This is a genomic window from Chryseobacterium sp. R2ACT005, assembly GCF_049949215.1.
Taxonomy (GTDB): domain Bacteria; phylum Bacteroidota; class Bacteroidia; order Flavobacteriales; family Weeksellaceae; genus Chryseobacterium.
Map to the genome: position 1 here is coordinate 2,350,840 of NZ_CP188192.1, position 13,979 is coordinate 2,364,818.

Below are 13,979 nucleotides of genomic sequence, written 5' to 3' on the forward strand. Positions count from 1 at the left end.
AGTTTTACTTATCTGCTCATTACTCCCGGGCAGAATGGGAAACCAAGATATTGACGGCTAAAAAATAAGACCAAACCTTTAAATATATCAATTATGAAAACAAACAAAATGTGGCTTTTTATGGCCTTTCTGCTGACCATCCTTTCCGGCTGCTCCCGGATTGAAGAAAAAAATCTGCTGGAAGAATCTGAAACAAATCCAAGAGCTAATACAGAAGCATTAGCACTGGCAACAACACCTACCCTGCATGTCGGTGGTAAGTTTCTCAAAGATCCATGTGATAATAACGTTATCCTGCATGGGGTTGCCATTACACCCAGCCCATGGTTCAATGGCTGTCAGTATGGTGCCAGTTCCGGCTACTGTACATGGGATAATTACAATGTACAGGGAGCCCTGAACTATAACAAAGCCGTTATCAACAAGCTCAGCAGCCCTGCTGATGGCTGGTATCTCAATTACATTCGCCTTCACATTGATCCGTATTGGACCAATGATCCCGGTCCGGCTATTCCCGAGAACGATATATCAAGATTTAATTATAACCGTCTGGTTACCTATACCGATCAGGTTATTATTCCTTTAATCAACCATGCACGAAGCCGAGGAATGTATGTGATCCTGCGTCCGCCCGGTGTATGCCCAAGCCGTATCGCTGTTAATGATGCGTACCATAGCTATCTTAAGACGGTATGGACGTTTCTTTCTCAGCATCCAGGATTGAAGAATGCAGACAACGTAATGTTCGAAATAGCCAACGAACCTGTAGAGATATTAGGAACAAACGGTACATGGGGAACAACGGGGAACGAGCATTTTGCAGCACTTAAAAATTTCTTCCAGCCATTGGTTAATATTATCCGCAACAACGGGGCTAATAATGTTTGCTGGATACCGGGTACGGGCTGGCAATCTCATTATCAGGGCTATGTCAATAACCAGATCACCGGTGGTAATATTGGTTATGCTGTTCATATCTATCCTGGTTATTGGGGTGGTGTCAACAACTATCAATCCTTTCAGAATGCATGGAATATCAATGTTAAACCGATTGCAGACATTGCACCGATTGCTATTACAGAAACCGACTGGGCACCGCAGGGGTATGGCACCTTTGGAATCGGTACCACAGGTACGGCAGGCGGAAACGGGTTTGGCGCCAATTTAAAATATATTGTAGATCAGGCCGGTAATGTAAGCTGGAATGTTCTTGCCCCGGATAATCTCCTCCACAAGGGCGATCCTAATGCAGGAACGGCCTACAACAATGATTGGGAAGCCTGTGCCGCCCCAGTTAAACAGTGGTTTCAACAATATGCATCCTCCAATTATCCTGTTTCAAACTGTAACACAACCAGCAGTCTGGTTAATAACGGTATTTACGAAATCGAGTTTCAGACCGACACCAATAAAGTACTTGATCTGAAATCCGGAGAGGATGCCAATGGCGCAGTATTAAGACCATGGACAAGGAATGGTGCTTCTGCACAGCGCTGGGTTGCTATTGACGCAGGCAATGGTTACTGGCGTTTTGTATCCAAAGCGAGTGCATCCAATCGCTGCATTGATCTGGCCAGTAACAGCAATACACTGGGAACCGCAATCCGGCTTTGGCAAAGCTATAGTAACGATGCACAGAGCTGGCAGGTAGTTTCTGCTTCTAATGGTTACTACAAAATATTATCCAAGGTGGATCCTACACGTGGCTGGGATATTCCCAACTGTACCATGGATGGCAATTCGAACTTACACCTTTGGGATTATTACGGTACTTCGTGTCAATTGTTCAAGTTCAAATATATTGGGATGAACTAGGTATATCAGAAGATATAATAAAAAAACAGGATGCTTTTTAAGCATCCTGTTTTTTTATTATATGTGAAAAGTCAATTTTGCTTCGCAAGTCAATCGTGAATTTCTAAAAATTGACAGTGAAACGAATTCACTATTGACTATTCACTTCATTCATATCCTCAATTTATATCTTATGTGAAAAGGCAATTTGCTTCGCACATCAATGATGAATTTCTAAACTTGACAGTGAAACGAATTCACTATTGACCATTGACTTTTGCCATATTCAACGTTTACCAAAACCTTACATACAAGGCGGTCAGTAAAAGCAGCGTCATTACAATCAAAACTAAAGTTCTGTTATCCACTTTAAACATCGTTGCATCAATGGCAAAGGCTTTAGGATTAATTTTCGGACCTGCAAGACTGATCAGGATCATGGCGATTATTGTAATAAAAAACGACCATCCCATATTAATCAGGAAAGGAATTTCCGTAATAGTATGCACTACTCCATTCTCCAGTTTTTCATAAGTGAATGCTGTATACATCCAGGTTTCTTTCCCAAAAATTTCCACGGCAAAGCTGTTGAAAAAGATCGCAAGAACAAAACCTAAAATCACTCCTACCAAAGCAGCCGTACCAGTCGTTCTTTTCCAGAACATTCCCAAAAGGAACATTGCAAAAACTCCCGGGCTGATAAAGCCTGTATATTTTTGGATAAATGTAAAACCTCCTTCTCCCCCTATCCCTAAAACATCGGTCCAGGTGAAAGCTAACGCAGCCATCATGGCGATGATGATCACCCATCTTCCTGTCCTTACCATCTGGATTTCAGTGGCATCTGTTTTAAGGTATTTCTTATAGATATCCAGTGTAAAAATGGTTGAGATACTGTTCACTTTTCCTGCCAGTGAGGCTACAATTGCCGCTGTCAATGCTGCAATAGCCAATCCTTTAAGACCTGCAGGTAAAAACCCTAGTATTGCAGAGTATGCGCCGTCTTTCACCCCGTTGAATCCTGGAAGGTGTCCTTTCGAGTACAATACATAAGCAGCGATTCCCGGAAGCATTACGATCACAGGCATGAATAGCTTCAGAAATCCTGCAAATAAAATTCCTGTTCTTGCTGTCTTCAGATCTGCTCCTAAAGCTCTCTGGGTGATGTACTGATTACAGCCCCAATAGTTCAGGTTAACAATCCACTGACCGGCAAAATACATGGCAAGACCCGGTAACACGACATATTTCTGTACCTCCAGATTCTGAGGCATTGTCAAAGTAGTAGTGGTAGTTGTTGGCTTTTGAAGAATCAGCTTAAAGTGTTGAGGAGCCTCATTGATTAGGGTATTAAATCCTGCCAGAGCATTTCCTACAGACGCTCCATTGATTCTCTGATCCACAATCTGCAGAGCCATATACACCGTTGCAAACCCGCCGATAATAAGGACTGCTACCTGTATAACGTCTGTATATCCTATCACCTTCATCCCTCCAAGACCGATCAGAAGAGCCATAAGCAAAAGACCGATCATAATACCGTGAAGATGTTCTCCTCCCAGTAAAGTATCGATGGCAAGAGCTCCAAGGTAAAGAATGGAAGTAAGATTCACGATAACATACAGAAACAGCCAAAATACTGCCATAATCAGCGAAACAGATTTATTATATCTTCTTTCCAGAAACTGGGGCATTGTATAGATCTTATTCTTAAGATAGATCGGAATAAACCAGACCGCAATAATGATCAGCGCAAGAGCAGCAATCCATTCATAAGCAGCCACAGCGATTCCGACAAAGAAACCTTCACCACTCATCCCTATAAACTGTTCAGCAGAAATATTGGAAGCGATTAAGCTGGCTCCAATTGCCCACCAGGTCAAAGATCCTTCCGCAAGGAAATAATCTTTACTTCCTGTAGATTCAGATTTTTTCTTTTTATAGATCCATAATCCGTAGGAAGCTACCACTACAAAATAGATCAGGAATATGACAATATCAATAGTTGCTAATTTTCCCATAGTTTATTTTTTAACGGAGAATTTATAAATGGTTTTTGACTGGTATTTCTGCCCGGGCTTCAGCTCTGTAGAAGGAAAAGAAGGCTGGTTTGGTGAATCCGGGAAATGCTGTGTCTCTAAGCAGAATCCTGTTCTGAATTCATTTTTACCGCCGGTTTTGGTATCAAATTTTCCGTCAAGAAAATTTCCGGAATAAAACTGCACACCAGGCTCATCGGTGAAAACTTCCATCAGTCTTCCTGTACCCTGGTGATATACTTTAGCGATACTTCTCATACCTTTTCCATTCAGAATCCAGTTGTGGTCATATCCTTTTCCTTTTTTCAGCTGACCGTCGTCTACACTGATATCTTTTCCGATGGGTTTTGAAACCGTGAAATCAAAGGGAGTTCCTTTTACGGCTTTCTGCTCACCGGTAGGAATCAGAGTTTCATTGACCGGAAGAAAATGGTCTGCATTAATTTGCAGTTCATGATCAGTAATCGTTTTAGTAAAATTTCCGGACAGGTTAAAATAAGAATGCTGGGTAAGATTTACCACTGTAGGTTTATCGGTCTCTGCTTCATAAGAAATTTCCAAAGCATTGTCGTCTGTAAGGGTGTAGAAAACGGTTGTTATCAATTTCCCCGGATATCCTTCTTCGCCGTCTGCACTGGTATAAGATAATTTCAACGTCGGAAATTTTGCATCCTTTACGACTTCAATATTCCAGAATCTGGTATGAAATCCTTCTTTTCCTCCGTGAAGGCTGTTGGGTCCATCGTTTTTGTCGATTTCATATGCTTTACCTTCCAATGTGAATTTAGCGTTGGCAATCCTGTTACCATATCTTCCGATCAAGGCCCCAAAATAATATGGGTTGCCATTGAAATATCCTTCGGGTTTTGTAAAGCCTAGAACAACATCCTCATATTTCCCGTTTCTGTCCGGGGCTGTTAAAGAGGTAATAATTCCGCCGAGGTTGATAACCTCAACTTTCATCCCTTTTTTATTGCTTAAAGTGTATTTTTTAATAGAATCGCCTTTAGGCGTAACTCCATAGTCTGAAGTATGAATCTGCTCCATTTTTCCTGAAATATCCTGTTTGTTATTTTCTTTTCTACAGCCGAAAATAATTAAAAATAATAAAATAAAAACGCCATTATATGTTGTTTTTTTCATAATTATTTACATATTTTTTAAAATTAATTAACGATAATACATTTCATTCCAACGAAGTGTATTTTTGAAATCACGCATTCTGGTATCTTTATCAATGACCAATGATTCAATTCCTGCTATCTCAGCAAAATCTTCCAACTGCTCTGCTGAAATATTTTCACTGTAACATGTATGGTGTGCTCCTCCCGCCAGTATCCAGGCTTCTGCAGCCGTATATAAATCAGGAAGAGGTTTCCATAAAACTCTTGCTACTGGAAGTTTTGGCAACTCTTCCGTGATTTCCAATGCTCTGGTTTTGTTGATCAGCAGCCTGAAATGGTTTCCAAAATCCATCAGGGCAGCATTCAGAGAATCAATATTTCCTCTGGAATTAAAAACAAGACGAACCGGGTCTGCTTTTCCTCCGATTCCCAGCGGATGAATCTCACATGATGGTTTTCCGGCTGCCAGAACAGGATCCACTTCCAGCATGTGAGAACCTAAAATGGAAGGATTGGAAGGGTCCAAATGGTAGGTATAATCTTCCATAAAGGCATTTCCTCCTTCCAGGTCCTGCCCCATTGTTTTCATGGCACGTACGAGTGCTGCTGTTTTCCAGTCTCCTTCGCCTGCAAATCCGTATCCTTTCTGCATCAGGCGCTGTACGGCTATTCCCGGAAGCTGCTCCAGCCCGTGAAGATCTTCAAAGGTATCTGAGAATCCTTTAAATCCTCCGTCTTTTAAAAATTTTTCAAGCCCTAATTCTATTTTTGCGGCGGTGTGCAGTGAACTTCTGTTGGCTCCTCCTTCTAAAAGTGTTGCAGCCATTTGGTAAGAAGATTCATATTCTTCCATCAGACTTTTTATTTCTCCTTCACTTACAGAATTGATAACGCCTACAAGATCACCGATTCCCCAGGTATTGACTGAAAAACCAAACTGGGTTTCAGCTTCCACTTTATCTCCATCTGTTACGGCAACAAATCGCATATTATCACCGAAACGTGCAAATTTAGCTCCCTGCCAGTCGTCCCAGCCTGCAGCAACACGACTCCAGTCGCCGATCTGCTTCTGAACCCTTTCTTCTGACCAGTGTCCTACCACTACTTTTCTGTTCTTTCGGAGCCTGCTTACCATAAAACCGAATTCACGGTCTCCGTGAGCTGCCTGGTTAAGATTCATAAAGTCCATATCCATGGTAGACCAGGGAATATCTCTATTGAACTGGGTATGCAGATGCAGAAGAGGTTTCTGTAAAATTTTCAATCCTCTGATCCACATTTTGGCGGGTGAAAAGGTATGCATCCAGGTGATTACTCCTATACAGTTTTCTGCATGATTGGCTGCTGCAATGGTTGCAAATATCTCTTCGGTAGTTTTTACCGTTGGCTTTACAATAACTTTTACCGGAATGAAAGAAGATTTTTCAAGTTCTTCCACAATTTTTTGTGAGTGGTCTGCTACCTGCGCCAGTGTTTCAGATCCGTATAGATGCTGACTTCCTGTGATGAACCAGACTTCTTTGGTATTGAGAGGTGTTAACATAATTTTGTTGATCATTAATAGTTGTTTATGTTGAAGTGTTTAGTGTTTAAATTCCTGTCCGTAATAGGCATTATTACCATGTTTACGTTCATAGTGTTTTTTGATGAGCGAATCTTTCAGACGCTCTGCATCAGGATTTATCTGTCTGGTGAGATAAGCCATTTCAGCAATGGTTTCGAGCACTTTGCTGTTATAGACTGCTTTCTCAGCATTTTTACCCCAGGTAAACGGACCGTGGTTGCCGATCAGAACCATTTCCACTTCTTCCGGAGAGAGCTGTTTTTCTTTAAAGCATTCCAGAATCTGTATTCCTGTATTGTATTCGTAGTTTCCTTCGATCAGCTCATCCCGCATAGGCGGAGCGCAGGGAATATCTGTCGTAAGATGGTCTGCATGGGTTGTTCCGAAAACAGGAATATCCATTTGTGCCTGTGCCCACGCCACCGAATAGATCGCATGAGTGTGGGAAATTCCACCGATATTTTCCCAGTTTTTATACAGGTAAGCATGGGTTTTGGTATCGGAAGAAGGTCTGAGCCTGCCTTCAATGACATTGGCATCAAAATCCAGAATCACCATATCTTCAGGCTTTAAAATTTCATAAGGGACACCGCTTGGTTTAATGGCAAAAATGCCTTTGTCACGGTCCACAGCGCTTACATTCCCGAAAGTATAGACCACCAGCTTCAGCGCATCCAGCTGCATATTCGCTTCATAACATTCTCTTTGGAGTTCTTTATAGGTATTCATTTAGAGTATCATTCAAAAGGTTAATATTCAGGAGTTCTGAAGTTCTTTCCTGTTGTTTTTCAGTTTGGTATTGTATTCTACAAAATCAGCGAGCTTCTGGTATTGCTGCATTAATTCTCTGTAGTGCTGCACTTCTTCGGCTTTGGGTTGGTATTCCGCCTCAAATCCTGAGCCCATTTTCATGCTTGCTTCCTGTACAGTCGGATAAATTCCTGCTGATACGGCCGCATAAACAGCAGCTCCCAAAGCAGGAGTCTGGTCCGAAGCGGCAACAACAATCGGCATATCCAGAACATTAGCGAGTGTCTGCATGATAAACGGCGATTTCCTTGCGACTCCTCCGATTCCGATCACTTTATTGATTTTCACACCTTCCTCTTCAAACCGGTCAACGATCTTTTTAGCTCCGAAACAAATCGCATTCACCAAAGCTTTGAAAATATGGGGAGCTTTTGTTCCCAGAGAAAGCTGGCTGATAGCTGCCTTAAGTTCCTGGTCTGCATCCGGTGTTCTTCTTCCGTTTACCCAGTCCAATGCAATCGGAACACTATCTGAAAGAGGAATTTTTTCTGCTTCAAGGGTTAGTTTTCTGATAAGTCCTGCCTCCATTTCATCTGCGAGCTTTGTCTTCTGTTCATCTGAAATATTTTCGGAATGCATCATAATCTGGTGAACCGGCCACATCAGGATATCTTTATACCATGCGAGTACATCTCCAAATGCTGACTGTCCTGCTTCAAGTCCTATCAATCCGGGAATTACGGAACCGTCAACCTGTCCGCAGATGCCTTTTACGGTTGTATCCCCAATGGCTTCTCGTGAGGCTACCATAATATCACAGGTAGAAGTTCCCATAATCCTGATCAGTGTATTTTCTTCCACCCTTGCTCCTACAGCTCCTGAGTGGGCATCAAAGGTTCCTACGGTAATGATAGTTTTGGTGGTAAGACCGGTTTTTGTAGCCCATTCTTCATTCAGGTAGCCGGCAATTTCATCTGAAGTATACGTTTCCCGGTATAATCTTCCTCTGAGCGCTCCCAGAGAAGGATCAAGCGTGTTCAGAAATTCTTCGGAAGGCAGACCGTCCCATGACTCATGCCACATGGCTTTGTGACCAGCTGCACAACGACTTCTTTTAAAGGTTGCCAGGTCTTTATGATCTGATAAAAGATAGGTCAGATAATCACAGTGTTCCATCCAGGTATAAGCAGCATTTTTCACCCCTGTATCTGCTCTGCTGATGTGCAGTATTTTAGCCCAGAACCATTCTGAAGAATAAATACCGCCTTCATATTTTGTATAATCTTCTCCACCCCAGGTTTTTGCAAGGGTATTGATTTCTTCAGCTTCGCGGATAGCGGTATGGTCTTTCCATAAAACCATCATGGCATTCGGATTCTCTTCAAATCCCGGAATCAGTGCTAAGGCTACTCCATCATTTGTTACTGGTAACGGTGAAGAGCCTGTAGTATCAATGCAGATACTAACGATCTGCTCTGCCGATATCCCGCTTTCTCTTACAACTTCTGAAATGGTTTTCTCCAGACCTTCAATATGATCTGAAGGATGCTGTCTGAAACTATTGGCTGAGGGATTACAAAATTTACCATCCTTCCATCTCTGGTAGTAACTTACTGAAGAAGCTATTTCGGAACCGTTTTCAGTATCAATAAGGACGGCCCGTACGGAATCTGTACCATAGTCCAGCCCGATAACATATTTTTTCATGGTGGTGAAACGTTTTTGATTGTTGAGATTTTAAATTCTCCTGATGAGATAAAAACAAATATAAGATTCTATTTTAAATAAATGTAAAAAACACACTTATTTTTCATAAACACTTGTTTTACAGTTGATTAATTTATTTTTAGCTTTAAAACGACTAAAGAATTGGCCGGAATTTCCGTTGAAATTTCCCCATTTTTGGTTTCAGAAATCTCCTCTTTAGGTTTTATGGGTTCAGCATCGAAATTATTTTCAGTAGAAAGCTGTGGTGCAGACAGAAGGATTTTGGTTATTTTATTACCTGTTTTCAGAGTTCCGGGGTTGATACTTACCGTTTTAGCCTGAGTATCAGCATTGACCATTTTAATAATGATCTCATGAGTTTTTGCATCTTTTACTGCTGTAGCGTATAATTTTTCCTGCCCGGATACCGCTTTTCCGTTGCTTTCTATTTTCAGCACGTCCGTTCCTTTATTGTTGGAAAATAATTTCTGAACATAATAGTTTGGGGTTGCATAAGATTTCAGATTATTGAACCAGATGAGATCAGGTGTCCACTGCCAGCCATCAGCATGGGCAAAAAGTGGTGCGTAGGAAGTCATATACACAACATCTGCATTTCTTTCAAGACCGGTCATAAAGGCAGCTTCTGAAAGGGCGGTCAGCCAGTTATTCTTATTATCAGGCTTTACCACTCCTACAGACTGAGCGGCATATTCTCCAGCAAACACTTTTGGCCCGGAACGGTCATAATGATCATATCTGTCTGCATTTTTCATGAACCAGTCGGGAGAATTGTAATAATGCTCATCTACAATCTGCGCGTTAAGCTGTTTCAGTTCTTTCCAACCATATTCAAAGAATTCACCATCAGGTGATGGTCCGCTTCCGGAAATAATCTTAATGTCAGGATATTTTGCATGAATAGCTTTTTCAAATACTTTATAGCGTTCAATATAATCTGCTCCCCACTGCTCATTTCCCACTCCGATAAATTTTAGATTAAAAGGCTTTGGATGTCCCATTTCAGTTCGGATTCTCCCCCATTTTGTTCCGGAATTTCCGTTAGCAAATTCGATAAGGTCCAGGGCATCCTGAACGTAAGGATCAAGGTTTTCCATTTTCACCAGTTCTGCTGTGTTAAACTGGCATGCCATACCACAACTCAGAATAGGAACCGGTTCTGCACCCAGATCTTCGGAAAGCTGGAAATATTCAAAAAATCCCAATCCGAAAGACTGTCCGTAATCCGGTGTAAGCCTATGTGGAAATCCTGTACTCCATTTATTGATAAGATACTCACGGTCTGCTACATTTCCAATTGTTTTTTTCCACTGATAGCGTTCTGCCAACGTTCTTCCTTCCACAATACAGCCTCCCGGAAACCTCAAAAATCCGGGCTGCAAATCATATAATTTCTGAACGAGATCTTTTCGTAGGCCTCCTTTTCTGCCTTTCCATGTATTTTGAGGGAAGAGGGAAATCATATCCATGTTCACGATGCCGTTTCCTGTAAATTTGATCCTCAGTTTTGCTTTTTCAACGGTTTGAGGTGCTTTGAAAACTGCTGTATACTTCTGCCATCCCTTTCCTTTGATAAGTGTGGAGACTGAAGAAATTTCCTTACCGTTTTCATCAACAAGACTTGCATTTACCGTAGCAATATTTCCTGAAACATTTTCCAGATCAAAGCTGAAATCATATTGTTCTCCCTGATGAAGCCCTATTCCCCTGAATCCTTCATTCTCCAGAATATAATTTTTATCATTCAGAACGGTAATTCTTGCGTAATTTTTATTGGTTTTAGCAGGGTCAGAATAAATGGTAAGAAAGCCGGAATCCAGATTAGGAGAGAGTGTCTTTGTGCTGGGCTGTTTCCATCCTGTGAAAGGTTCATCAAATTCAAAACCGCGGTTTTTAATCAGTTCCGCATACAATCCGCCGTCTGCTGCAAAATTGATATCTTCAAAAAAAATCCCATACATGGTAGGCTGTATTCTAACAGGTACTGGGCTCTCTTTCAGATCCAGATTAAAGGTATGGACCGTATTATTCTGAGCCGAAAAAAAAGCAGTACTGAGGGAAATCGCAATGGAAAATATTTTATTTTTTGTTGTCATAGATCGTATATTTTGAAAGCTACAGTAGGGTTGGAATGGGTCTCAATTGTTCTGAATCAATTTTTTTTTACTTTTAACGGAATACTTTTCAACCCTGCATCATCAGAAGTTCCGCCATAAAAAATGGTATAATCGCCAGGTTTCGAAACCAGATCATCTGTTTTTTCATCATAGAAGGCAAAGGAATCTTTGGAAAGGGTGAGCTGAATATTTTTTGTTTTTTTGGATTTAATCAAAGTTCTTTCAAAAGCCCTTAACGTTTTTACCGGCGCCTGGACATCATTATTTCTTTTGATATAGACTTGAACCACTTCTTCGCCATCCCTTTCTGAAACATTGGTTACCGGAATTGTGATCGTTACATTTTCGTTGGTACTGATTGTATTTTTGCTCAGCTTTGAATCTCCGTAACCAAATTTTGAATAACTAAGGCCATGCCCGAATGGATAAAGAGGCTTTTCTGTCATATAACGATAAGTCCTTCCCTGCATATCATAATTTTCAAATCCCTCATGTTTGCTTGTCTTTGAAAGAGCGTTGTCCACCTGTTCCAGGTTTTTATAAAAAGTAATGGGCAATTTTCCGGAAGGGTTATAATCACCTGCCAAAACATCTGCTACAGCATTTCCGCCGGATTGTCCACCATACCACGCGTTCAGCAGGACATCGTAATTTTTCTCATCCTGTTCCAATCCCAGAGCGCTTCCAGTACAAAGAACAAAAACTACAGGTTTACCTGTTTTTCTCAACTCTGCCAACAGGTCCCGCTGGACTTTAGGAAGGGCAATGGAAGTTTTGTCCCCTCCTCTGAAGCCTTCTGCATTCACCATCATCTCTTCACCTTCCAGACTTGGAGAAAGCCCTCCCGCAAAGACAATGACGTCAGCATTTTTCACCTTTTCTTTTACCGCAGCAAAATTCACATGATCTTTTCTGTAGACTTCAAAGCTGATGCTTACATATTTTCCTTTTTGGGTATGACGCAGTTCTATCTGGTATTCTTTTCCTTTTTCCATTTTTACAGAAAACTCTGAAGGATGTCTTGCATCAGGACCTTTTCTGGTTGCAATTTCTTTTCCGTCCACAAAAAGTGTATAGATATCAGAAGTGGAAGCAGAAAACACAACATCCCCCGTATAAGTGCTTTTGAAAATACCTGATATAATGGCAGAGGTATTTTCTCTTCCCACGTTGGGTGCAAGCTGGGTTCCGCCAAAACTGTTGTAGCTGATTGCGGTGGAATTTACCGAAGTATTGGCCGGTTCGCCTTTGAATTCATTATTATTGAAAAACTCTACTTTCATTCCTTTCATCCCATTTTTCTGACTGATAAAATTCTGATAGAGTGACGTTCTGGACGAAGGGTCTGTCACTTCACTTCCTTTTTCGTAAATAATTTCGGCATTCGGAAATTTGGTTTTGATTCCGTCTAAAATGGTTACAATTGAAGAAGGAGTTCCGTTATAGTTTCCTAACTGCATCAATCCGTCATCAGCGTTTGGCCCCACAACGGCAATTTTTTTAATATTCCTGCTGAGAGGCAGAATATTTTTTTCATTTTTCATCAGCACAATTGATTTTTGTGCCATTTTCAGTGCCTGCTTTTTATGATCTTCAGAATCGACTACAGAATAAGGAATTGTATTCCAGTGAACAGAAGATTTCGGATCAAGCATTCCCAATTCAAACCAGCCTTTCAGGATTCTGCGCATTGATACATCGATATCCTCTTCGGTAATCAGTCCGCTTGCAAGAGATTTATTCAGATTGTTATAGGTATCTCCGCATTCAAGATCTGTAGAATGTTTCAGGGCATCTGCAGCGGTTGTTTTTTCATCAGGATGGGTACCGTGGTACTTTTTCTGAAAGAAATCGGCCAGTGCCCAGCAATCTGAGACCACCATTCCGTCATACTTCCATTTTCCACGGAGAATTTCAGTAAGTAAAGTATTGTTTGCACAACATGGCTGCCCGTCAAAAGCATTGTAGGCACACATTACTTCTCTTACATTTCCTGCCTGAACCAGTGCTTTGAAAGCGGGAAGATACGTCTCATACAGATCTCTTTTTGAGATTTCAGCGTTATAAGAGTGGCGGTTCCATTCCGGTCCGCTGTGTACTGCAAAATGTTTGGCGCAGGCGTGGGTTTTAAAATATTTCGGATCGTTTCCCTGCAGGCCTTTTACTGCTGCAACGCCGAGAACAGAGCTAAGATAGGGGTCTTCACCATAGGTTTCCTGGCCTCTTCCCCATCTTGGGTCACGAAAAATATTGATATTGGGTGTCCAGAAAGTCAGCCCTTCGTACCGACCTGTTTTTAGAGCTTCATCAAAAGATCTGTTGTATTTTGCACGTACTTCATCAGAAATCATTTCAAAAGTTTTAAAATGCTCCGGAACATCCCATGTGGCCGCCATCCCGATTGCCTGAGGAAAAACAGTAGCCGTACCTGCTCTTGCCACGCCGTGAAGTGCTTCATTCCACCATCCGTAGGCAGGAATTTCCAGACGGGGAACTGCCTGGGAATTATCCATCATCATTCCTATCTTTTCTTCTGTTGTCAGTAAAGTAAGAAGGTTCTCTATTCTTTCATTAACCGGAAGATCTGGGTTTCTGAATGGGTATTTATAATGGCTCTGGGCAAAAAATAAAGGGGCTGCCAGTGTTGTACATAGGATTAATACAATTCTTTTCATAGGTAGTATGGTTTCAATAAAGTCCGAAAAAATGATTGTTGATTTTGTGATTAATAAATTTCTAACCACTGATTTCACAGATTTTCACGGATAATTATGTTTTCATTCTTATTTTATACAAATTTCCGGTATCATTGAGCAGCAATGACTAAAAAACAAATATAACGTTCTATTTTAAATAAATGTAA

General features: G+C 41.2%; 8 protein-coding genes. 1 reads left to right on the plus strand and 7 read right to left on the minus strand.

The features are described from left to right. The first annotated feature begins 93 nt into the window (after positions 1-93). Positions 94-1,815, plus strand: a complete 1,722-nt coding sequence (locus tag ACPF63_RS10810; protein WP_426483024.1) for an RICIN domain-containing protein — start codon at positions 94-96, stop codon at positions 1,813-1,815. Between the two features lie 272 nt (positions 1,816-2,087). On the opposite strand, the gene ACPF63_RS10815 is transcribed toward ACPF63_RS10810, so the two are convergent. From ACPF63_RS10815 to ACPF63_RS10845, 7 genes are all read right to left on the minus strand, one after another. Then, positions 2,088-3,815: a sodium:solute symporter family transporter gene (locus ACPF63_RS10815; RefSeq protein WP_426483025.1), complete on the minus strand. Its 1,728-nt coding sequence runs from the start codon at positions 3,813-3,815 to the stop codon at positions 2,088-2,090. 3 nt (positions 3,816-3,818) lie between these two features. Continuing rightward, a complete protein-coding gene (locus ACPF63_RS10820; protein WP_426483026.1) occupies positions 3,819-4,976 on the minus strand; it encodes an aldose epimerase family protein in 1,158 nt (385 codons plus the stop codon). A gap of 27 nt (positions 4,977-5,003) precedes the next feature. After that, positions 5,004-6,500 (minus strand): L-arabinose isomerase, encoded by a 1,497-nt coding sequence (gene araA, locus ACPF63_RS10825; RefSeq protein ID WP_426483217.1) that lies wholly within the window; start codon positions 6,498-6,500, stop codon positions 5,004-5,006. A gap of 39 nt (positions 6,501-6,539) precedes the next feature. After that, complete coding sequence (locus ACPF63_RS10830; protein ID WP_426483027.1) at positions 6,540-7,250, minus strand: L-ribulose-5-phosphate 4-epimerase; 711 nt, start codon at positions 7,248-7,250, stop codon at positions 6,540-6,542. A 27-nt stretch (positions 7,251-7,277) separates the two neighbouring features. Beyond that, positions 7,278-8,978 (minus strand): ribulokinase, encoded by a 1,701-nt coding sequence (locus ACPF63_RS10835; protein ID WP_426483028.1) that lies wholly within the window; start codon positions 8,976-8,978, stop codon positions 7,278-7,280. A gap of 128 nt (positions 8,979-9,106) precedes the next feature. Next, a complete protein-coding gene (locus ACPF63_RS10840) occupies positions 9,107-11,095 on the minus strand; it encodes an alpha-L-arabinofuranosidase C-terminal domain-containing protein (protein ID WP_426483029.1) in 1,989 nt (662 codons plus the stop codon). A 56-nt stretch (positions 11,096-11,151) separates the two neighbouring features. Further along, positions 11,152-13,791, minus strand: coding sequence for a glycoside hydrolase family 3 C-terminal domain-containing protein (locus tag ACPF63_RS10845; protein ID WP_426483030.1), 2,640 nt, complete (start codon positions 13,789-13,791; stop codon positions 11,152-11,154). Between the last annotated feature and the right edge of the window lie 188 nt (positions 13,792-13,979).